Source organism: Qipengyuania sp., from assembly GCF_048550555.1.
Taxonomy (GTDB): Bacteria; Pseudomonadota; Alphaproteobacteria; order Sphingomonadales; family Sphingomonadaceae; genus Qipengyuania.
On record NZ_JBLYYF010000031.1, the window covers coordinates 18,370 to 38,105 of the forward strand.

The following is a 19,736-nucleotide window of genomic DNA, read 5'->3' on the forward strand; positions in this document are numbered from 1 at the left end:
GCGCCGCATGCTGAAGACCTGGTTCGAAATTCCGCTGTGGCAGCGCGTGATCACCGCGCTCATTCTCGGCGTGCTCACCGGCTGGGCCTGGGGCCCCGAGGCCGAAAGCATCAAGTGGATCGGCGATTTCTTCATCAAGTCGATCAAGATGCTGGTCGTCCCGCTGATCTTCTTCAGCCTCGTCTCGGGCGTCGCGGCGATTGGCGATCTGCGCAAGCTGGGCGCGGTCGGGGGCAGGGCGCTGCTGCTGTTCGTCGTCACCGGCCAGATCGCGGTGTGGCTCGGCCTCGCGCTCGGCACGCTGGTCCAGCCCGGCGCGGGCGTCGATACCTCGGCGATCCAGATGGGCGCCACGCCCGAACCCAACCCCACCACCGCGGTCGACATGATCCTCTCGATCGTGCCCGAAAGCCCGGTGCAGGTGATGGCCGATGTGGCGGTGCTGCCGTTGATCGTCTTCTCCATGTTGGTGGGCATCGGCATATTGATGGCCAAGGAGGAGGGCGAGCCGGTCCAGAAGGTCTTCGATAGCGGCGCCATCATCATGCAGAAGGTCACCATGATCGTCATGGAGCTGACCCCCTTCGGCGTCTTCGCGCTGATGGCCTGGGTCGCGGGCACGCTGGGGCTCGACGCGCTGATCGCGCTGTCGAAGCTGGTCGCGCTCAACTATGCCGGCTGCCTGCTGATCATCTTCGTGATGTATTCGGCGATGATCAAATTCCTCGCCAAATTGCCGGTGGGCGATTTCTTCCGCGGCATCATCGATGCGATGGCGGTGAGCTATTCGACCGCCAGCTCGAACGCGACGTTGCCGGTCACGCTGCGTTGTGCCGAGCGCAATCTCGGTGTGTCGAATTCGGTGGCGAGCTTCGTCATCAGCCTTGGCGCGACGATCAACATGAACGGCACGGCGATGTATCTCGGCCTCGCCACTTTGTTCGGGGCGCAGATCTTCGGGGTCGATCTCAGCTGGGGCGACTATTTCCTCATCTCGATCCTCGCCACGCTCGGCGCGGTCGGCGCGGCGGGCATTCCGGGCGCGGGCCTGATCATGATGGCGCTGGTCTTCGGCGCGGTCGGCGTCCCGCTCGAAACGATCGCCTTCGTCGCCGGGGTCGACCGGATCATGGACATGATGCGCACCACCACCAACGTCAGCGGTGATGCCGCGGTGGCGACGACGGTGGCGGTGATGACCGGCGAGATCGATACCGCCGAGATGATCTCGGCGGACGATGTCTGAGCCCTCAAGCCCAAATTTCGCGAGCGCCTACCAGCAAGTTTTGAACGAGTTACGTCTCAAGGCTCGTGAGGATTTGGCAGTTGAAATCCGCTTTGAATCCTTGCGGCGTTGGAGCGAGCAGTCCCAGCTTTCCGTCGAAAGTTTCATTGATAGGTTTGCTGTCGAGATAGCCCACGATTATCTCTCCGGCTTCTTGAATTGGGATTTCTGCGAGATGCTAGCAAATAATATGTGGCACGCCGCCGTAGTAGATAATCCGGGCCGTACCATCGAGTTGGGGTTTTTTGAGGATCTCTTTGAGGCTTTTGATGAGTCAGAGATGAGCAATCCGCCGGAGAATGATCGGCGGGCAAGGACGCTAGTTGCCGAGTATCTGGCAAAGCATATCCGAGAGAAACCTTAGCGCCCCTTCGGCTTCTCCAGCACTTTCTGTCGGTAGCTGCACAAATCCACCACCGGGCAGCGCCAGCATTCGGGCGTGCGCGCCTTGCAGACATAGCGGCCGTGCAGGATCAGCCAGTGATGCGCGCCCAGCCGGAAGGGCTGCGGCACGCGCTTTTCGAGCTTGGCCTCGACCTGTTCGGGGGTCTTGCCCTTGGCCAGCCCGGTGCGGTTGCCGACGCGGAAGATATGCGTGTCGACCGCGAAGGTCTCCTGCCCGAACCAGCAATTGAGCACCACATTGGCGGTCTTGCGGCCGACGCCGGGCAGCTTGACCAGCTCCTCGCGGCTGTCGGGGACCTCGCCGCCGTAATCGTCGACGAGCAGCTGGCTGAGTGCGATCACGTTCTTGGCCTTGGAATTGAACAGGCCGATCGTCTTGATGTGCTCCTTCAGCCCATCCTCGCCCAGTTGAATCATGTGTGCGGGCGTTTCGACTGCGCGAAACAGCGCTCTGGTGGCCTTGTTGACCCCCACGTCGGTGGCCTGCGCGCTCAGCGCGACCGCCACCACCAGTTGGTAGGCATTGCCGTATTCGAGCTCGGTCTCGGGCGCTGGATTGTCCTCCGCCAGGCGGCGGAAGAACTCGAAGATCTGGTCCTTGGTCATGGGTGCGGCTTGCTGGTCCTCTCGAGTGCGGCGAGCTTGGCTTCGACCGCCTCGTCGATCTCGTCGAGTCTGGCAAGATGCGCGCGCATGTCCTCGATCTTCTGGTCGCGGCGGCGCTGCATGGCTTCGGAAAAGGCCGAGGCGATGATCCCCGTCGGCATGGCGACGAAGGCGATGCCCGACAGCGCGAGAATGCTGCCGAAGATCTTGCCCAGCGCGGTCACCGGATAGGCATCGCCATAACCGACCGTGGTCAGCGTGATCACCGCCCACCACAGTGCGCGCGGGATCGAGCCGAAGACCTCGGGCTGGATATGCCCCTCGATCATGTAGAGCGCGGTCGCCCCGACCAGCACGAAGACGAAGGCCAGCGCCACGGTCACGATGAGATCGTCGGCGCGGTCGGCGATCGCGCCCCACACTTCCTTGATCGCGCGGCTGAAACGCCCGAACTTCATCACCGCGAAGACGCGCAGCAGGCGGATCGTGCGCAGCATGGCGGCGTCGGCGGTGACCAGCGGCAGCAGGGTGGAGACGACCACGAAGAGGTCGATCAGCCCCAGCGGCGAGCGGATGAAGGCCCAGCGCTTGGCCCAGTCGCTTGCGTCGCCCGGTTCCTCCGCCGCGGCATAGATGCGCGCGCAATATTCGAGCAGGAAGATCGCGCCGAAGACGATCTCGCCCAGCACCAGCCCGCGGTGCCATTGCGGCGGCAAGGTCGGCTCGGTCGAGAGCGCGGCGGAGACGACGGCGGCGACGATGACGAGGATCAGCAGGCGGTTGAGCAGCGTCAGCCGCCCGTCGGGATGTGCCCCGACGAAGAGCTGGTCGTGCAATGTCTTGCGCAGTCCCGCCACTGGCTGTCCCCAAGCCGCTGGTTTCCCGGCCTCAGGCTATGCCGCGATGCGTCTCAGCGCAACCAGCGGATCATGTTGGGATAGGTCGGCGCGCCCGCGGCGAGCGCGCTGCGCAGGTCGATCATCGTCATGCCGAGCTCGGCGAGCCCGTCCGCGCCGATGAACTGGCCGATTGCATAGCAACTGGCGGCGAATTCATAGCCACCCTTGTAGCCTTCGGGATGGAACAGCTGGCGCAGGTTCAGATCGCATTGCCGCGCCGCGGCATAGGACCAGGCGATCGCCATCAGCTCCTCGCCGCGATCGGGTTCGAGGTCGCACAGCGTGGCGCGGCGCTCCGCCTCGGTCACCGCGATATGGCCCGCCTCGTGAAGCACGTCGCCCGGCCACAGCGGCACCTCGGGATCGATCACCACCGCACCATTGCTGATCGCCAGCCCCTGGATCGGCTGGGTCATGGCCTCGCCTTCGCCGCGCGCACGCACGGGAATGCCGACCCCGTCGATGAAGGCGATGCACCGCCGGGCCGCCGCTTCGCCGCCGCCATCCTCGTGCCAGCGGCAGGTCGCGGCGGACAGCGTGGTCACAGCCCCAGCACCTCGTCCATCGAATAGCGCCCTGCCGGCTTGCCCATCAGCCATTCTGCCGCGCGCACCGCGCCGCGCGCGAAAATGCTGCGGTTCTCGGCACTGTGAGACAAGGTGATGCGCTCCTCCTCGCCCGCCAGGATCACACTGTGCTCGCCAGCGACCGTCCCGCCGCGCAGGCTCGCGAAGCCCACCGCGCCTTCCTCGCGTGCGCCGGTATGGCCGTCGCGCCCGCGTTCGGAATGGTCGGCGAGTTCGATCCCGCGCCCCTTTGCCGCCGCTTCGCCCAGCAGCAGCGCGGTCCCGCTCGGCGCATCGACCTTGCGGCGATGGTGCATCTCGAGGATTTCGATGTCCCACTCGGGGCCGAGCCGCGCCGCGGCCTCGCGCACCAGATGCGCGAGCAGCGTCACGCCGAGCGAAGTATTGCCGGTCTGCAGCACAGCCACCACGCGCGCGGCTTCGTCGATCGCACGATGGTGTTTCTCCTCGAGCCCGGTGGTGCCGATCACGATCGGAATGCCCGCGCCGATCGCCGCATGGAGGTTGGTGCAGAGCGCGGCCGGGGCGCTGAAATCGACCAGCACCTCGCTCGCATCGGCCAGCTTCTCGGCGCTGCCGCCGCGGTCGATGCCGCCCGACAGCTCGTGCCCCGTGGCGGCGATCACATGGGCGAGGGCGTGACCCATGGCGCCCTCGCTGCCGATTATCCCGATCCGCGCCATTCTGTCTCCCTGCCGGCCTGCGATCCATGGCCGGTCTTTGACTTGCCCTACCGCATCGCTACTTGAAGGCAAATGAGCGAGATGCGCAACATCGTGATCCTCACCGGGGCGGGGATTTCCGCCGAAAGCGGGATCGACACCTTCCGCGATGCCGGGGGCCTGTGGGAACAGCACAAGGTGGAGGACGTCGCCACGCCCGAGGCCTTCGCGCGCGATCCCGACCTGGTGCTGCGCTTCTACGACCAGCGGCGCGAGGCGATCCAGACCAAGCAGCCCAATGCCGCGCACGAGGCGCTCGCCCGGCTCGATGCCGCGTGGGAGGGCGAACTGCTGATCGTGACGCAGAATGTCGACGACCTCCACGAGCGCGCCGGGGCCAGCCGCGTACTCCACATGCACGGCACGCATCTCAACGCCTGGTGCACCGCCTGCGACACCCGCTCGCGCTGGACCGGCACGCTGCTCGACCGGCCGGGCTGCCCCGTCTGCGGCACGCCCGCGCTACGCCCCGACGTCGTCTGGTTCGGCGAGATGCCCTACGAGATGGACCGCATCTATGCCGCGCTGCGGCAGGCGGATCTGTTCGTGTCGATCGGTACCTCGGGCGCGGTCTATCCCGCCGCCGGCTTCGTCCAGGATGCGCGCTCGCTGCGCGTCCGCACGCTCGAGCTCAATCTCGAGGCGAGCATGGGCTCGCGCTGGTTCCACGACTCGCGCCACGGCCCGGCGACGCAGATCGTGCCGCAGTGGGTCGACGAGGTTCTAGCCGGCTGAGCCGCAGGCGCGGCACTCGGGGTCCTTGGCGATGGTGAAGCTGCGCATCGCCGGGGCGAGGCCGTCGAGCAGGTGAACGCGGCCCCAGTCGGCCTCGCCCAGCGCGCTGACATCCTTGAGCAGCACGCGGACCGCCTGCAGCGCGGCGAAGGTCGCGACCCAGCCTGCCATCGCGCCGAGCATGCCGTCTTCGGCGCAGGTGTCGCAATCCTCGGCATCGAAAGCGTCGCCGACGAAGCAGCGGTAGCATGCCTGGTCGGGCAGGTGCCCGGCGAAGGCCCCGACCTGCCCCTGAAAACGTCCCACGGCGGCCGAGAGCAGGGGCACGCGCTCGGCCACGCAGGCATCGGATACCGCGAGGCGGGTGGCGAAATTGTCGGTCCCGTCGAGCACCAGATCGGCACCGACGACCAGCTCGTGCGCATTTTCCGCGGTGATCCGCCGGTCGCTGATCGCCACGTCGAGGGCGGGGTCGAAGCCGGTCACCCAGCGCTTGGCGATCACCGCCTTGCCGTGGCCGACGTCGCGGCTGTTGTAGAGTGTCTGGCGCTGGAGATTGCTTGCATCGACGCGGTCGTCGTCGACCAGCGTGAGCTTTCCGATGCCGGCGCCCGCGAGATATTGCAGCGCGGGACTGCCGATCCCGCCGAGCCCCACCAGCACCAGGTGCTTGCCCGCCAGCGCGACCTGCCCCGCGCCGCCGATTTCGGGCAGCACGATGTGGCGCGCGAAGCGTTCGAGGCGCTCGGGCTCGAGGCTCATTCGGATCCGTCCCCGCTCTCGGGCAGCCGCTCGCGGCGGAAGCCGTGCATGCCGTGCCACCACTGCAGCGCGATCACCGCGCCCTTGGCAGGCTGCAGCGTCAGCAGCATGAAGATCACGGCGAGCGGCAGGATGATGGCGATGATCGCCATGGTCGAGAGCGCGAAGTCGTTGACCAGCATGATCAGCACCGGGGCGAGCAGGTGGCCGGTGACGAAGATTGAGACATAGGCGGGAAAATCGTCCGCGCGCTGCCCCGAAATGTCGAGCGCGCAGGCGGGGCAGGTGTCGACCGGCTTGAGCCAGGCGCGAAACAGCCGGCCGTCGCCGCAGCGCGGGCAGCGGCAGCGCGCCCCGCGCAGCAGCGCGGCGCCGAAGGAATGGGGCAGCGCCACATCGGTGCGCGGCGGGTTATGGGGTTCGTGCATTACGCGAGGCTCTTTGACGCCTCGCACGCCGCCTGTCGACAAGTCTGTGCATAGACCTGTCGACAGGCGGTGTGTGGATTGTGGAGCGGACCCGAAGGGCTGCGGCGTTTTCCCCTCAGCTTTCGAGCTGTCTCAACAGGCTGCGCACATCGCCGTCCATGTCGGCATCGCGCTGGCGCAGATCCTCGATCAGGCGGACGGCGTGGATCACGGTCGAATGGTCGCGCCCGCCGAACTTGCGGCCGATCTCGGGATAGCTGCGCGGCGTGAGGACCTTGGAGAGGTACATCGCCACCTGGCGCGGGCGGACCACGGCGCGGGCGCGGCGCTTGCTGCTCATCTCGCTGCGATCGATGCGGTAGAACTGGCACACGGTGCGCTGGATCTCGTCGATCGTGATCCGGCGGCGGTTGGCCGAGAGGATGTCGGTGAGCTGCTCCTCGGCCAGCTGGAGCGAGACTTCCTGGCCCGTGAGCTGGGCATAGGCGATCAGCTTGTTGAGGCCGCCGACCAGCTCGCGGACGTTACGCGTGATCGTGCGGGCGAGGAATTCGAGCACGTCGCCGGGCACTTCGAGCGGGGCGAAGCGCGCCAGCTTGGAGGTGAGGATCTTCTTGCGCAGCTCGATGTCCGCCGCCTGGATATCGGCGACGAGACCCATCGACAGGCGCGAGAGGAGGCGCGGTTCGACCCCGTCGAGCGCCTGCGGTGCGCGGTCGGCAGCGAAGACCAGCCGCTTGCCTTCGGCGAGCAGCGCGTCGATCGTGTAGAGCAGTTCTTCCTGCGCCGAAGCCTTGCCGATGATGAACTGGATGTCGTCGACCAGCAGCAGGTCGAAGCTGCGCAGGCGGGCCTTGAACTCGAGCATCTGGTTGGCCTTCAGCGCCTGCACGAATTCGACCATGAAGCGCTCGGCGCTGCAGTAGAAGATGCGGCTGCGCGGATGCGCCTGCAGGAAGCTGTGGCCGATCGCGTGGAGCAGGTGCGTCTTGCCCTGGCCGGTCGCGGCCTTGAGGTAGAGCGGCGAGAACTGCGGCTTCTCGGTCGCGCCCATGCGCTGCGCGGCGTTGAAGGCGAGCACGTTCGCCTCGCCGGTGATGAAGGCGGCGAAGGTCAGGCTCGGGTCGAGACCGACCGAGCTGGTGAAGCCGGTATCGCCGAGCGTGTCGGCGCCGATCGCCATCATGCTGGTATCGGCGCCGTCGTTGGCCGCGCGGCGCCCGTCCGCATGCAGCCGCAGGTCGGCGACCTGGCGACGGCCGGGGTGCACCTGGATGCGCACGTCGCGCACTTCGCTGCGCGCGATCTTCCATGCCAGGCTCAGCCGGTCGGCGAAGCGGTCCTTGACCCAGTTGGCGCTGAATTCGGTCGGCAGGAACAGATCGAGTGTGCCGGTGGCCTTGTCGATCCCGCCGACCTGGATCGGCTTGATCCACTGGCTGTGAAGCTGGTGACCGAGATCTTTTCGCAGGCCCTGGCTGATGTCAGCCCAGTCCGCTGCGAGGTTCACCGCTTCCTGATCTTCCATCAAATCGTCCTGTGCCTTCTGCGCGCCGCTGTCAGTCATTCTACGCATTCACAATCACCCCCGGCCGGTTCACGTCCCGACGCTAATTTTTATCGTCATTGGCAAGGCCGGGCACAGCTCCGCCCACTCCGGAAAACGGCGTTTCCCGGAGGCTCCCCAATCGTCTAATGTCTAAGAGCCCAAGCTGTCCCGTCTCGGGCTGAGAACGATTGTGTAAGTCGCCCGCCGGATGAGTCGCAAGGGGGATAACTGCAAAAAATATGAAATATAGTTGTTGACTCGGGTGTAAGCCGCAGCCCCCCGTTCAAGCCTATGGATTCATTTGAATTCGCCCAATTTTACCTCGCGAATCGCGGGATTCCTTGGGTTTATGTTACGCCGCCATTTCGGGTCGGTATCGGAACGCAACCGGAATACGACAAAGGGGCCGCCGGGTCGACCGGCAGCCCCTTGCGCAATGGTCGGACCGGTCTTCGACCGGCGCGAGATCAGAGAGCGGAGACGCGCTTCGTCAGGCGGCTCATCTTGCGCGCTGCGGTGTTCTTGTGCAGCACGCCGCGAGCGACGCCGCGAGCCAGTTCGGGCTGGGCGGTCTTGAGCGCAGCCTGGGCGCTATCCTTGTCGCCGCCTTCGATCGCGACTTCCACCTTCTTGAGGAAGTTGCGGATGCGGCTCATGCGGGCGCCGTTGATTTCGGCGCGCTTCTCGTTGCGACGGATGCGCTTCTTGGCTTGCGGCGTATTGGCCATGTTTGTCCTCGTCAGGCCGCACGGCGTGCGCGGCGGAAAATCTTGTACAATGCGTGCGAAAGGGCGGCACGGGCCGCCGGAAAGCGGCGCACTTAGCGGCGCCCTCCCGAATCGTCAAGCAAATCGTCGCTCGCTGGCGGAACCGTGGGCACCGGCTCCGGTTGCCGCTATATGGGGGTGTGACACGAAAGGACAAGGTGTGCCCGACAAGCCCGAACTGAGCGATGCCGAATGGCGCGAGAAGCTCACCCCCGAACAGTACCACGTGCTCCGCGAGGCAGGCACCGAGCGGGCCTACACCGGTCGCTACGACAAGCATTACGCCGAAGGCGAGTATTACTGCGCCGGCTGCGGGCAGAAGCTGTTCGAAAGCGATGCCAAATACAACAGCGGCTGCGGCTGGCCGGCCTTTACCGCGCCCGCCCAAGGCGAGGCGGTCGACGAACATCGCGATACCTCGCACGGCATGATCCGCACCGAAGTGACCTGCGCCAATTGCGGCGGCCACCTGGGGCACGTGTTCCCCGACGGGCCGCCCGACCGCGGGGGCTTGCGCTATTGCATCAACTCCGCCGCGCTCGACTTCGAGCCCGAGGATTGATCGTCCGGGACCCGGCGCGCGGCGTTCACGCGGCGTTAGACCTCGCCATGCAAGATTGTGGCAACTATAGGGCGGCGAGCAACAAGGATGCCTGCGTAAAATATGGATAAGAGAGGGAGTCGCCGCAAGCGTTCCACGCGCAAGGAGCGCGCTGAACGGGCCGCTGCGGACACACCGCAAAGCCGCCTCAGTTTGTGGACCCGCCGTCTGGTCATCTGGGGCGGGGCGTTCACGCTGCTGGCGGCGCTGTTTCTGGGGCTCGCCGTCGCCTTCGCGGCGCGTTCGATGCCGAACTATTACCAGCTCAAGGCGACCCAGACCGCGCAGACCATCGTCGTGCGCGCGCGCGACGGGACCGAGATCGTCGAACTCGGGCCGAGCTTCGGCAAATGGCTGGATGCAGACGAAATCCCGCAGGTGATGAAGGATGCGATGGTTTCGGTCGAGGACCGGCGGTTCTACTCGCATCTCGGGATCGATCCCTGGCGGACGGGCGGCGCGATCATCGAGGGTGTGACCGGTTCGCGCGAGCGCGTCGGCGGGACCTCGACGATCACCCAGCAGCTCGCACGCAACGTCTTCCTCAACAACAACCGCTCGCTCGACCGCAAGCTGCGCGAAGCGGTGCTGGCGATGGCGCTGGAATGGAAGTTCTCGAAGGAGCAGATCCTCGAGCTCTATCTCAACAAGGTCTATTTCGGCGGCGGCGCCTATGGCATCGATTCGGCCAGCCGGAAGTTCTTCAGCCATCCCGCGAACGAGCTGTCGGTCGCCGAGGCGGCGATCATCGCCGGCCTGGTCAAGGCGCCGAGCCGCTATTCGCCCACCGCCGATGTCGATGCCGCGGTCGGCCGCGCCAGCGTCGTGCTGCGGCTGATGAAGGAACAGGGCCGCATCGCGCCCGACGTCACGGTCGACCCGAGCACGGTCAAGCTGAAGGAAGAGCCGGGCCAGAATTCGGTCCGCTACTTCACCGACTGGGCGCTGCCGCAGCTCGACCTGCTGCTGCCCGACACGACCGAGCCGATCGAGGTCTGGACCACGCTCGACGTCGGCATGCAGCGCGCCGCGACCGCGTCGATCAAGTCGAACACGCCCAAGGGCGCGCAGGGCGCGCTGGTCAGCATGGACCGCGACGGCGCGGTGCTCGCGCTGGTCGGGGGCACCGACTATGTCCAGACCAACTACAACCGCGCGACCGATGCGCTGCGCCAGCCGGGTTCGGCGTGGAAGCTGTTCGTCTATCTCGCCGCGCTCGAGGCGGGCTACACCCCCGACGATCGCGTGGTCGATACGCCGGTGACGATCGATGGCTGGAGCCCGCGCAATTCCTCCGGGCGCAATGTCGGCGAAATCGATCTGAGGACCGCCTTCGCCTATTCGATCAACACCGTCGCCGCGCAGCTCGGCAACGAGGTGGGCTTCGGCACCGTCGCCTCGATGGCCCGGCGCTTCGGCATCTCGACCGAGATCAACACCTACCCCGCCATGGTGCTGGGATCGAACGAGGTCCGCCTGATCGACATGACCCGCGCCTTCGCGGCAGTGTCGGCGGGCGGCAATTCGGTCGAGCCCTATGGCATCCTGAAGGTCGAAACCGCCGAGGGCGATCTGCTCTATCAGCACGAGCAGGCCCGCAGCACGCAGCTGGTCCCAGACTACGTCGCCGCCGGCATTACCGACCTGCTGCAGACCGCGGTCGCCACGGGGACCGGCCGCGCGGCGCAGATCGGGCGCCCGGTGGCGGGCAAGACCGGCACGACGAGCTCGAACAAGGACGGCTATTTCGTCGGCTTTTCCTCCGGCATCACCACCGGCGTGTGGATGGGGCGCGACGACAATGCCCGCGTCGGCGGACTGGCCGGCGGGACCGCCCCGGCGCGCGCCTTCGCCGCCTATATGCGCTATGCGGTGAAGGATCGCCCGGTCGAGGAATTCGATACCGACCTGCAGCTTCCGGAATGGCAGCTGGAGCCCGACGACGAGTACATGCTCGGCGACCCCGAGGACTACTATTTCATCGACGAGCAGGGCAATCTGATCGAGCCCGGCACCTCCGACCGGCAGCGTCAGGACCCCTTCGGCGACGAGTTCGATCGCACGCTCGATCCCGGCCGGGCGCCTCCGCCGGGGCCCAATGGCCAGCGGGTTCCGCCACCCGCCCCGCGCGGCGCCGATGGTGCGCCGCAGGCGGTCGGCGACGACTTCCTCAACGAGGCGACCGGCGCGCGGCGCGAGCCGAGGCAGCAACAGCCACCCCGGCAGCAAGCGTCTCCCCGTCCGATCGAGTAGCGGACCCGGGCACGAAAAGGGCGGCTCCCTCAGATCGAGGAAGCCGCCCTTTTCCGGTCATCGCTGGGCGGTCGGCGGTCAGCGCATCCGGACGGCGATATAGGCGGGCGGACGGCCACGCCGCTGGACCCGCAGGAGTACGGCCTCGCGGTTTTCGCCCTGCGCGGCGCGGATGGTGTTCTCGAGATCGTCGAGCGTGGTCACCGGGCGATAGTTCGCGGTGAGGATGATGTCGCCGCGCTGCAGACCCTTGCGCGCCGCATCGGCATTCTGGTCGACGCCCGCGACGACGAGACCCTTGGTGTCCTCGCCGGCTCCCAGCTGGCGCGCGATCTGCGGCGTCAGGGGCAGGACCTGCAGGCCGAGCTTCTGCTCGATCACCGCATTTTCGTCCGGTTCCATCGGATCGTCGTCCTCGGCATCGGGGTTGAACTGCTGCTGCTGGCGCAGTTCCTCCTCGCTCGGGCGCTTGCCGACCGTCACGTTGACCCGGCGGCTCTCGCCATCGCGGATCAGCTCGACCGGGATGGTCTTGCCCGGCGCGATATTGGCGACGAGATAGGACAGGGTCTGGTCGGGGGTGACCTCCTTGCCGTTGACCTTGGTGACGATGTCGCCCGCGCGGATACCAGCCTTGTCGGCCGGTTCGCCCGGCTGGACCGACTGGATGAATTCGCCGCGGTTCTGCGCCACGCCGAGCGAATCGGCGAGGTCGTCGGAGACCGGCTGGATCTGCACGCCGAGATAGCCGCGTTCGATCTCGACCCCGTCGCGCAGCTTCTGCACGATCGGCGCCGCGATCTCGGCGGGGATGGCGAAGCCGATGCCCACGCTGCCGCCCGAAGGCGAGAAAATGGCGTTGTTGATGCCGATAACATTGCCCTGCATGTCGAACAGCGGACCGCCCGAATTGCCGCGATTGATCGCCGCATCGGTCTGGATGTAACGATCGTAAGCGCCGCCCTGGCCGGTGTTGCGATAGACTGCCGAGACGATGCCCGAGGTGACCGTTCCGCCGAGGCCGAAGGGATTGCCGATCGCGACCACCCAGTCGCCCGGGCGTGCCTGGGCGCTGTCGCCGAATTCGACGAAGGGGAAGGCTTCGCCGCGGCTGATCTTGAGCACCGCGAGGTCGCTCTGCGCATCGGTCCCGACGAGCTTGGCGGGATAGTCCGTGCCGTCGGGCATGGTGACGGTGATTTCTTCGACCGTCCCGCGGCCCGTCGGGCTGACGACGTGGTTGTTGGTCACGACATAGCCGTCGGCCGAGATGATGAAGCCGCTGCCGAGCGACTGGCCCTCGCGGAACTGCGGTTCCTGCTGGCCCCCGCCGCGCTGGCCGAAGAGTCCCTCGAACGGGGTCCCGGCAAAGGGGTTGCCGTTGTTGGTCGGCACTTCGATCCGCTGGCGGGTGGAGATGTTGACCACTGCCGGCTGCAATTGCGCGGTCAGCTCGGCGAAGCTGGTCGGGGCGCCGGCACGCGGAACGACGCGGGCCATGTGGCTGTCGTCGTTCTGGGCGACCTGAGCGCCGGCCGGATAGCCGGTCGCGAGCGAGATTGCGGCGCCACCCACCAGCAGCGCACTCGTCACGGAATATGCGTATCGCACGGGCTTCACGTCCTTTTCGTCCTCTTCTCTACTTGGCCGGGCTTCTGGTCGCGCTATCGCTAGCGCACCATTGGCCCTGCGGTCCGGCGGGCACTGTCTCCCCCGCCGCTGAATGCCGATTGAACGGCACGGTGCCAGCTCTACGAACGATCAACGTCGCCCGCGGAACTGCCGCAGATATTCGTTCTCCGGCGACAGGATGATGCTGCTCTCCGAAGAATTGTCGGGATTGGAGAAGGTTGCGTCATAGCTCTGCATCGCGCGGTAGAAATCGTAGAATTCGGCATCCTTGCCGAAGCTGTCGGCATAGATCTTGGCCGCCTGGGCATCGGCCTCGGCGCGGATGATGCGGGCGTCGCGACCGCCCTGGGCGCGGATCGTGCGCGCCTCGCGCTCGCGGTCCGATTCCATCCGCCGGAAGGCCGATTGCAGCGGTGCCTCGGGCAGGTCGGTGCGCATGATCTTCACATCGACCACCTCGGCACCGTACTGGCGCGCCTGGCGGTCGAGATTGGCGCGGACATTGGCCAGCGCGCTGCCGCGCTCGGCGGTGAGCATGGCCTGGAAGGTGCGCCGCCCCAGTTCCTGGCGCAGCACCGAGTTGAGGATCGGCTCGAGTGCATTGCGGACGCCGTCGGTCGAGCCGGCGCGTTCGACCATGCGAATGGGATCGGAGATGCGGAAGCGGGCATAGGCGTTGACCAGCAGGCGCTGCTGGTCGGCCGACAGCACCTCCTCGTCGTTCATCTCGAGATCGAGCAGGCGCTTCTCGACACGCACGATGCGGTCGAGGAACGGCCATTTGAGCCACAGGCCCGGGCCCATCTTGCCGCCCGGCGCATTGATCGTGCCGACCGGTTCGCCGGTGCGGACCACCACGATCTGTTCCTCTTCGGGCACGACATAGACGCTCATCATCGAGGCGATGACCAGCACGACGAGCGCGATCACGGCGGTGCGGTATCTCTGCAGGAAATCGCTCATGTCACTGGCCCTCCGGCGCGGTCACGACGGTGGGGGGCGCGGCGCTTTGCGCCCGCTTGCGGATTTCGGGCAGCGGCAGGTAGGGCGTGACGCCCGGCGCCTCGAGTATGGTCTTGTCGGTCTTGCTCAGCACGCGTTCCATGGTTTCGTAATAAAGCCGCTGGCGAGTCACCTGAGGTGCGAGGCGATACTGTTCGTAGACCTTGTCGAAGGCTTCGGCCTCGCCTTCGGCCTGTGCCAGCACCTGCTGGGCATAGCCGCGCGCCTGGTTGCGCGCCGCGTCGGCATTCTGTTCGGCGACCTGCACGTCGCGGAAGGCGTCGACCACCTGCGCGGGCGGGTCGGCCTTCTCGATTTCGACGCCGAGCACGCGCACGCCGGCGCGATAGCCATCGAGCGTTCGCTGCATGCGTTCGCGCACGTCGAGCTCGATCGCCGCACGGCCCTGGCCCGAGAAGGTCTCGTCGAGGCCCTTCTCGGCCACCGCCGCGCGCATCGCGGCCTCGGCGGAATCGGCGACCGTCTCGATCGGGTCGACCACGCGGAACTTGAAATCGGCCAGGTCCGTGATGTTCCAGCGGACGATGTAGCTGACATCGACGAGGTTCTGGTCGCCGGTCAGGATCAGCTTGGCCTGGCTGTTGCTGCCGGGGATGCGCAGCGTACGCACTCCCTCGACATCCTCGACATCGACCGTCTCGATCGGGAAGGGGGCGGTGATCCGCAGCCCCGGCTCGAGCGTGCGGCTGTAGCTGCCCAGCGTCTTGACCACCGCCTGCTGCTGCGGCGCGACGAGATGGAAACTGGTCGCGACGAGACCGAGCCCGACGATCGCGACGACCGCGACGGGGAACCAGCTCTTGCCGCCGGGGCGCTGGGGAAAGCGGAAGCCGGGGCCGCCCGGTCCGCCGCCACCGCTGCGGCGCGGGCCTTCGGGGCCGCGGCTCTTGAAGATGTCCTCGATATTGGGCGCGCGGCGGCCGCCGCCGCCACCGCCCCCGCCGCCTGGCGGCAGCCAGGGGTTGCGTGGGCCCTTGGGCTTGTCGCCGCTGTCGGAACCGTCCGGCTTGTCGCCCTCGCCGTCATTACCCGAGCCGCTGCCCCAGGGGCTCTTCTTGCCCGCCATCGCCAGCGATATCCTCTGTCCGAACCCGTCGAAAATTCTCATGCCATCCCTTATAGGTGTCGTTCTTCGGAAAAACAGGGGTTGCCGCGCGCTTTTCGATGCTACAGCAGCGCGCTCCATGAGTTCGATCGATCCGAAATCGCTTCTGCCCGCCAGCATCGCCGACCGCGTTTCCGCGCTCACCGTGAAGGAGGGGCGGGCGATCGCCGTGATCGACGCGGCGGGGCTCGGCGACGGCGAGCGCGCCGAGATCGAGCGCGCGGTGACCGATATCCTTTCGGAGCGCGAGGAGATTTCGCAGGTCCATGTGGCGATGACCGCCGAGCGCGTGCAGCGCCGACTGATCGCGGTCGGCAGCGGGAAGGGCGGGGTCGGCAAGTCTACGCTGACCGCCAATCTCGCGATTGCGCTGGCCCGCCGCGGGCGCAAGGTCGGGCTGGTCGATGCCGATATCTACGGTCCCTCGCAGCCGGTCATTCTCGGCAACCAGGGCAGCAAGCCGGTTGCGCGCGACGAGAAGCTCGTGCCCGTCGAAAGCGCCTTCGGCATCCCGGTGCTGTCGATGGGCCATCTGGTCGAACCGGGGCGTGCGCTCGCCTGGCGCGGCCCGATGGCGGGCAATGCGCTGTCGCAGCTGGTCGATGCGCATTGGGGCGACGTCGACACGCTCCTCGTCGACCTCCCGCCGGGGACGGGCGACGTCCAGCTGACCATGCTCCAGCGCTTCAAGCCACTGGGTGCGGTGCTCGTCTCGACGCCGCAGGATCTCGCCCTGATCGATGCCGCGCGTGCCGGGCAGCTGTTCGACCAGGCGGGCGTACCGGTGATCGGTCTGGTGGAGAACATGGCGGGCTATGCCTGCCCGCATTGCGGCGAGCTGTCGGATCCCTTCGGCAAGGGCGGGGTGGAAACCGCCGCCGCGCGGCTCGAGCTGCCCTTCCTCGGGCGCATTCCGCTCGACCTCGCCATTCGCGAGGGGAGCGACAGGGGCAAACCGCCCGCTGCGGAAGACGGGGCGCTGGCCTCGCCTTTCCACGAAATCGCCGCCAAGGTCGACGCATGGATTGGCGAGAACAGCTAGACCGGCTTTCCGTCACGCGGCGCCAGCTGATCGCGGGCGCGGCGGTCGGTGGCGGCCTCGCGGTCGCCTGGTGGCTCTGGCCGCGCCATTACGCCAGCCCGCTCGCGCCGGGGCCGAACGATCGCGATTTCGGCGGCTGGATCACCATCGGCACCGACGGCGTGGTGACGGTTGCGGTACCGCAGCTCGAGATGGGGCAGGGGATCACCACCGTGCTGGCGCAGGTCGTGGCGGTCGAACTGGGTGCCGACTGGCGCCAGATCGGCGTCGAACCGGTGCCGCCCGCCGGCCTCTACGCCAATAATCCGCTGGCCGCGAAATGGGCCCCGCTATGGTCGCGGCTTCCGGGGCTGGCGGGTGATCCGGGCAGTCGACTGGCGGAAAGCTTCGCCCGCTCGAATGCCTTCGCGGCCACTGCCGACGGCACCTCGCTCGCTGCCTACGAGCAGCCGCTGCGCGAAGCGGCGGCGAGCGCCCGCGCGCTGCTGGCACTGGCGGCTGCGGCACGCTGGGAGGTCGACTGGGAGGAATGCGAGGTCGAGCAGGGGCTGGTTCGCCATGGCGATCGCCAGCTGGGCTTCGGCGCGCTGGTCGAAGAGGCCGCCGGGTTCGATCCGCCCGACCCTCCGCCCTTGCGCGTCATGCCGGCGAGTGAAGAGGCCTCCCCCGCGGCGGCCGAGCTCGCACCGATCTTTCCGCGGCTCGACCTGCCGGCCAAGGTCGATGGCAGCTTCCTCTTTGCCGCCGATATTCGCCTGCCGAACATGGTCTATGCCTCGATCCGCCACGGGCCGCTGGGCCAGCCCGACCTGGCCCGTTTCGACGCCGCGGCGGTCGCGGGGCTGAAGGGACTCGTCGCGGTTGTGAAATCGCGCCGCTACCTCGCCTCGGTGGCGGAGAGCTGGTGGATCGCGGAACAGGCGCTCAAGGCCATGCGCCCGATCTTCGCCGGGCCGAATGCGGTCGAGAGCGCCGGAGCGTTGCAGGCGCTCGACGCGGCGCTCGACGAGGGCGAGGCCGAACGCATTGTCGATGACGGCGATGCCGACGAACGGCTCGCGCGGTCCGATTACGCCCAGGATTACGCGGTCGCCCCGGCAGTCCATGCCGCCATCGAGACCGCCAGTGCCACCGCGCGCTTCGACGGCGGCAAGCTGGAACTGTGGATTGCGGCACAGGCCCCCGAACTGACCCGCCGCGCGGCGGCCAAGGCGATCGGCATCGCGTCGCAGGACGTCGTGCTCTACCCCACAGCCGCGGGCGGCAGTTTCGATGCCAGGCTCGAACGGCGCCATGCGATCGAGGTGGCCCAGATCGCGAAACAGGTCGGGCGGCCGGTCCAGCTGACCTGGCCGCGCGTGCAGGAATTCCAGTCGCTCCCCGTACGCCCGGCGATCAGCGCCCGGCTGGAGGCGGGCTTCGAACCGGCCAGCGGCGGGCGGATCGCGGCCTGGCGCGCGCGGCTGGCCATGCCTTCCGCCATGCGCGAATTCGGCCTCCGCCTGTTCGACAACAAGACCCCGCAGGCGGCGATCGAACATGCCGCAGGCGAAGCCGACGCGCTCGCCTGCGAGGGTGCCGTACCACCCTATGCCATCGCCAATGTGGCGATCGATCACGTGCCCGTGAGCCTGCCCATCCCGAGCGGCCGGCTGCGCGGCAATGCCATGGCCTATACCGCCTTCTTCACCGAAAGCTTCATCGACGAACTGGCCGAGCGCGCCGGGCGCGACCCCTTCCTCTACCGCATCGAAATGCTCGGCAAGATGCCGCGCATGGCCGATTGCCTGCGGCGCGCGACGCGGCTGGCGGGCTGGGACGGCGGCCGCCGCGGGACCGGGCAGGGGCTGGCGATGGTCAGGGTCGGCCCGCCCGATACCGGCGGGCGTATTGCCTGTGTCGCGCAGGCGACGCTGGCCGAGGGCGGGGTACGCGTGACCAAGCTGCATGCGGCGGTCGATATCGGGCGGATCGTCAATCACGACATCGCGCGCCAGCAGATCGAGGGCGGGCTGATCTTCGGCCTCTCGCTCGCGACCGGATCGAGCATAGCCTACGAAGACGGCAAACCCGTCCCCAATACGCTGGCCGGCCTGTCCCTGCCGACGCTCGCCGACTGTCCCGAAATGGTGATCGAGTTCCTCCCGAGCGAAGCACCGCCCTTCGATCCGGGAGAGCTCGGAGTGGCCGTCGCCCCGCCGGCAATCGCGAATGCTCTTTACTCTGCCACCGGCGTGCGCTTTCGCCGCCTGCCATTGCTTTCGGAGGGCCTATGACCTGGCAGACGCAGAATCCACCCGCCGACCACCCGCCGGTGGCATCGGGGGGCGTCGGCGTGCTGATCGTCAATCTCGGCACGCCGGACGCGCCCGAGCCGGGTCCGGTGAAGCGCTATCTCGCCGAATTCCTGTCCGATCGGCGGGTGGTCGAGCTGCCCCCGCTCCTGTGGCAGCCGATCCTGCGCGGCATCATCCTCAACACGCGCCCCAAGCAAAGCGCGCATGCCTACAGCCAGGTGTGGACCGATGAGGGCTCGCCGCTGGCGGCGATCACGCGTGCGCAGGCCGAAGCGATGCAGGCGCGCCTAGGGGCAGAGGTCATGGTCGACTGGGCGATGCGCTATGGCACGCCGTCGATCCCCGACCGCATCCAGGCGCTGATGGACGCCGGCTGCGAGCGCATCCTGCTCGCGCCGCTCTACCCGCAGTACAGCGCAGCGACGACCGCGACCGTTGTGGACAAGGCTGCGGACAAGCTGCGGACAATGCGTTGGCAACCCGCGCTGCGCACGCTGCCGCAATATCACGACGACCCCGCCTATATCGACGCGCTGGCTGAGGACCTCGCACGCCAGCTCGACGCGCTCACCTTCGCGCCCGAACTGCTGCTGCTGAGCTTCCACGGCATGCCCGAGCGCACGCTGCACCTCGGCGATCCCTACCATTGCCACTGCCGCAAGACCGCGCGGCTGGTGGAAGAAAGGCTCGCACGCCCGGGCCTGCGGCTGCGCACCAGCTTCCAGTCGCGCTTCGGCCGCGCCAAATGGCTCGAACCGGCGACCGATGCGGTGATCGAGGAGGAAGCCAGGGCCGGAACGAAGCGTCTCGCCATCGCCGCGCCGGGCTTTTCCGCCGATTGCCTCGAGACGCTCGAGGAGCTGGCGATCCAGGGGCGCGAGCAGTTCATGGAGGCGGGGGGCGAGCATTTCGCCGCCCTGTCCTGCCTCAACACTTCGGAGGCGGGCCTCGCGATGCTCGAGACGTTGCTGCGGCGCGAATTGGCAGGCTGGATTCCGGGCCAGGAATTACTTACACTGCGGTAAGTTGTCAGGAGCT

The 19,736-nt window shown here is 67.3% G+C and carries 19 protein-coding genes; 8 read left to right on the plus strand and 11 right to left on the minus strand.

All coding sequences use genetic code 11. From position 1 onward, the window contains the following. Positions 1–7: 7 nt before the first annotated feature. Together ACN4E0_RS07335 and ACN4E0_RS07340 are read left to right on the plus strand one after the other, a co-directional pair. Positions 8–1,246 carry a dicarboxylate/amino acid:cation symporter gene (locus tag ACN4E0_RS07335; protein WP_419566858.1) on the plus strand — a complete coding sequence of 413 codons (1,239 nt, stop codon included), beginning with the start codon at positions 8–10 and terminating at the stop codon, positions 1,244–1,246. Then, positions 1,239–1,649, plus strand: a complete 411-nt coding sequence (locus ACN4E0_RS07340; protein WP_419566859.1) for a hypothetical protein — start codon at positions 1,239–1,241, stop codon at positions 1,647–1,649. The genes ACN4E0_RS07335 and ACN4E0_RS07340 overlap by 8 nt, the downstream gene beginning before the upstream one ends. Here ACN4E0_RS07340 and nth read toward each other — a convergent pair. Genes nth through dapB form a run of 4 tightly spaced genes read right to left on the minus strand, consistent with a single transcriptional unit; the run spans position 1,646 to position 4,465 of the window. After that, positions 1,646–2,296 carry an endonuclease III gene (gene nth, locus ACN4E0_RS07345; RefSeq protein ID WP_419566860.1) on the minus strand — a complete coding sequence of 217 codons (651 nt, stop codon included), beginning with the start codon at positions 2,294–2,296 and terminating at the stop codon, positions 1,646–1,648. The two genes, ACN4E0_RS07340 and nth, sit on opposite strands and share 4 nt — an antisense overlap. Beyond that, positions 2,293–3,153, minus strand: coding sequence for an ion transporter (locus ACN4E0_RS07350; protein ID WP_419566861.1), 861 nt, complete (start codon positions 3,151–3,153; stop codon positions 2,293–2,295). The genes nth and ACN4E0_RS07350 overlap by 4 nt, the downstream gene beginning before the upstream one ends. 53 nt (positions 3,154–3,206) lie before the next feature. After that, positions 3,207–3,740: a hypothetical protein gene (locus ACN4E0_RS07355; RefSeq protein WP_419566862.1), complete on the minus strand. Its 534-nt coding sequence runs from the start codon at positions 3,738–3,740 to the stop codon at positions 3,207–3,209. Further along, positions 3,737–4,465 (minus strand): 4-hydroxy-tetrahydrodipicolinate reductase, encoded by a 729-nt coding sequence (gene dapB, locus ACN4E0_RS07360; protein ID WP_419566863.1) that lies wholly within the window; start codon positions 4,463–4,465, stop codon positions 3,737–3,739. The genes ACN4E0_RS07355 and dapB overlap by 4 nt, the downstream gene beginning before the upstream one ends. Before the next feature lie 72 nt (positions 4,466–4,537). Between dapB and ACN4E0_RS07365 the strand changes: the two genes are divergently transcribed. Beyond that, entirely contained in the window at positions 4,538–5,239 is a 702-nt protein-coding gene (locus ACN4E0_RS07365) for an NAD-dependent deacylase (protein ID WP_419566864.1), read from the plus strand. On the opposite strand, the gene ACN4E0_RS07370 is transcribed toward ACN4E0_RS07365, so the two are convergent. The 4 genes from ACN4E0_RS07370 to rpsT all read right to left on the minus strand — a co-directional run bounded on the left by ACN4E0_RS07370 (position 5,228) and on the right by rpsT (position 8,706). After that, positions 5,228–6,001 (minus strand): HesA/MoeB/ThiF family protein, encoded by a 774-nt coding sequence (locus tag ACN4E0_RS07370; RefSeq protein WP_419566865.1) that lies wholly within the window; start codon positions 5,999–6,001, stop codon positions 5,228–5,230. The two genes, ACN4E0_RS07365 and ACN4E0_RS07370, sit on opposite strands and share 12 nt — an antisense overlap. Beyond that, positions 5,998–6,429: a DUF983 domain-containing protein gene (locus ACN4E0_RS07375; RefSeq protein ID WP_419566866.1), complete on the minus strand. Its 432-nt coding sequence runs from the start codon at positions 6,427–6,429 to the stop codon at positions 5,998–6,000. The genes ACN4E0_RS07370 and ACN4E0_RS07375 overlap by 4 nt, the downstream gene beginning before the upstream one ends. Before the next feature lie 115 nt (positions 6,430–6,544). Beyond that, on the minus strand, positions 6,545–7,996 hold the full coding sequence (dnaA, locus tag ACN4E0_RS07380; protein WP_419566867.1) for a chromosomal replication initiator protein DnaA: 1,452 nt from the start codon (positions 7,994–7,996) through the stop codon (positions 6,545–6,547). Between the two features lie 449 nt (positions 7,997–8,445). Next, complete coding sequence (gene rpsT, locus ACN4E0_RS07385; protein WP_221601287.1) at positions 8,446–8,706, minus strand: 30S ribosomal protein S20; 261 nt, start codon at positions 8,704–8,706, stop codon at positions 8,446–8,448. 199 nt (positions 8,707–8,905) lie between these two features. On the opposite strand from rpsT, the gene msrB reads away from it, so the two are divergent. After that, the gene (gene msrB, locus ACN4E0_RS07390) at positions 8,906–9,307 is read left to right on the plus strand and encodes a peptide-methionine (R)-S-oxide reductase MsrB (RefSeq protein WP_419566868.1); all 402 of its coding nucleotides are present in this window, start codon (positions 8,906–8,908) and stop codon (positions 9,305–9,307) included. Positions 9,308–9,409: 102 nt separating this feature from the next. Next, entirely contained in the window at positions 9,410–11,599 is a 2,190-nt protein-coding gene (locus tag ACN4E0_RS07395) for a transglycosylase domain-containing protein (RefSeq protein ID WP_419566869.1), read from the plus strand. Between the two features lie 78 nt (positions 11,600–11,677). Here the strand turns inward: ACN4E0_RS07395 and ACN4E0_RS07400 are convergent, their stop codons facing one another. The 3 genes from ACN4E0_RS07400 to hflK form a co-directional block, all read right to left on the minus strand. Then, entirely contained in the window at positions 11,678–13,210 is a 1,533-nt protein-coding gene (locus ACN4E0_RS07400; protein WP_419566870.1) for a Do family serine endopeptidase, read from the minus strand. 150 nt (positions 13,211–13,360) lie between these two features. Continuing rightward, positions 13,361–14,194, minus strand: a complete 834-nt coding sequence (gene hflC / locus ACN4E0_RS07405) for a protease modulator HflC (protein WP_419566871.1) — start codon at positions 14,192–14,194, stop codon at positions 13,361–13,363. Position 14,195: 1 nt separating this feature from the next. After that, on the minus strand, positions 14,196–15,362 hold the full coding sequence (hflK, locus tag ACN4E0_RS07410; protein WP_419566872.1) for a protease modulator HflK: 1,167 nt from the start codon (positions 15,360–15,362) through the stop codon (positions 14,196–14,198). A 76-nt stretch (positions 15,363–15,438) separates the two neighbouring features. Here hflK and ACN4E0_RS07415 point away from each other — a divergent pair, with 76 nt between their 5' ends. From ACN4E0_RS07415 to hemH, 3 genes are read left to right on the plus strand one after another with little or no spacing between them, the layout of a single operon-like run. Continuing rightward, positions 15,439–16,401 carry an Mrp/NBP35 family ATP-binding protein gene (locus ACN4E0_RS07415; RefSeq protein WP_419566873.1) on the plus strand — a complete coding sequence of 321 codons (963 nt, stop codon included), beginning with the start codon at positions 15,439–15,441 and terminating at the stop codon, positions 16,399–16,401. Further along, positions 16,380–18,677 carry a molybdopterin cofactor-binding domain-containing protein gene (locus ACN4E0_RS07420; RefSeq protein ID WP_419566874.1) on the plus strand — a complete coding sequence of 766 codons (2,298 nt, stop codon included), beginning with the start codon at positions 16,380–16,382 and terminating at the stop codon, positions 18,675–18,677. Before ACN4E0_RS07415 ends, ACN4E0_RS07420 begins: the two co-directional genes overlap by 22 nt. Beyond that, a complete protein-coding gene (hemH, locus tag ACN4E0_RS07425; RefSeq protein WP_419566875.1) occupies positions 18,674–19,723 on the plus strand; it encodes a ferrochelatase in 1,050 nt (349 codons plus the stop codon). The genes ACN4E0_RS07420 and hemH overlap by 4 nt, the downstream gene beginning before the upstream one ends. Positions 19,724–19,736: the final 13 nt, after the last annotated feature.

Excerpts from the sequence above, each read along its gene's own strand:
- ACN4E0_RS07370 (WP_419566865.1), bottom strand. The coding sequence starts at position 6,001 with ATGAGCCTCGAGCCCGAGCGCCTCGAACGCTTCGCGCGCCACATCGTG.
- dnaA (WP_419566867.1), bottom strand. The coding sequence starts at position 7,996 with ATGACTGACAGCGGCGCGCAGAAGGCACAGGACGATTTGATGGAAGAT.
- nth (WP_419566860.1), bottom strand. The coding sequence starts at position 2,296 with ATGACCAAGGACCAGATCTTCGAGTTCTTCCGCCGCCTGGCGGAGGAC.
- dapB (WP_419566863.1), bottom strand. The coding sequence starts at position 4,465 with ATGGCGCGGATCGGGATAATCGGCAGCGAGGGCGCCATGGGTCACGCC.
- hflK (WP_419566872.1), bottom strand. The coding sequence starts at position 15,362 with ATGAGAATTTTCGACGGGTTCGGACAGAGGATATCGCTGGCGATGGCG.
- ACN4E0_RS07335 (WP_419566858.1), top strand. The coding sequence starts at position 8 with ATGCTGAAGACCTGGTTCGAAATTCCGCTGTGGCAGCGCGTGATCACC.
- ACN4E0_RS07395 (WP_419566869.1), top strand. The coding sequence starts at position 9,410 with ATGGATAAGAGAGGGAGTCGCCGCAAGCGTTCCACGCGCAAGGAGCGC.
- ACN4E0_RS07340 (WP_419566859.1), top strand. The coding sequence starts at position 1,239 with ATGTCTGAGCCCTCAAGCCCAAATTTCGCGAGCGCCTACCAGCAAGTT.
- hemH (WP_419566875.1), top strand. The coding sequence starts at position 18,674 with ATGACCTGGCAGACGCAGAATCCACCCGCCGACCACCCGCCGGTGGCA.
- ACN4E0_RS07415 (WP_419566873.1), top strand. The coding sequence starts at position 15,439 with ATGAGTTCGATCGATCCGAAATCGCTTCTGCCCGCCAGCATCGCCGAC.
- ACN4E0_RS07420 (WP_419566874.1), top strand. The coding sequence starts at position 16,380 with ATGGATTGGCGAGAACAGCTAGACCGGCTTTCCGTCACGCGGCGCCAG.
- ACN4E0_RS07365 (WP_419566864.1), top strand. The coding sequence starts at position 4,538 with ATGAGCGAGATGCGCAACATCGTGATCCTCACCGGGGCGGGGATTTCC.
- hflC (WP_419566871.1), bottom strand. The coding sequence starts at position 14,194 with ATGAGCGATTTCCTGCAGAGATACCGCACCGCCGTGATCGCGCTCGTC.
- ACN4E0_RS07375 (WP_419566866.1), bottom strand. The coding sequence starts at position 6,429 with ATGCACGAACCCCATAACCCGCCGCGCACCGATGTGGCGCTGCCCCAT.
- rpsT (WP_221601287.1), bottom strand. The coding sequence starts at position 8,706 with ATGGCCAATACGCCGCAAGCCAAGAAGCGCATCCGTCGCAACGAGAAG.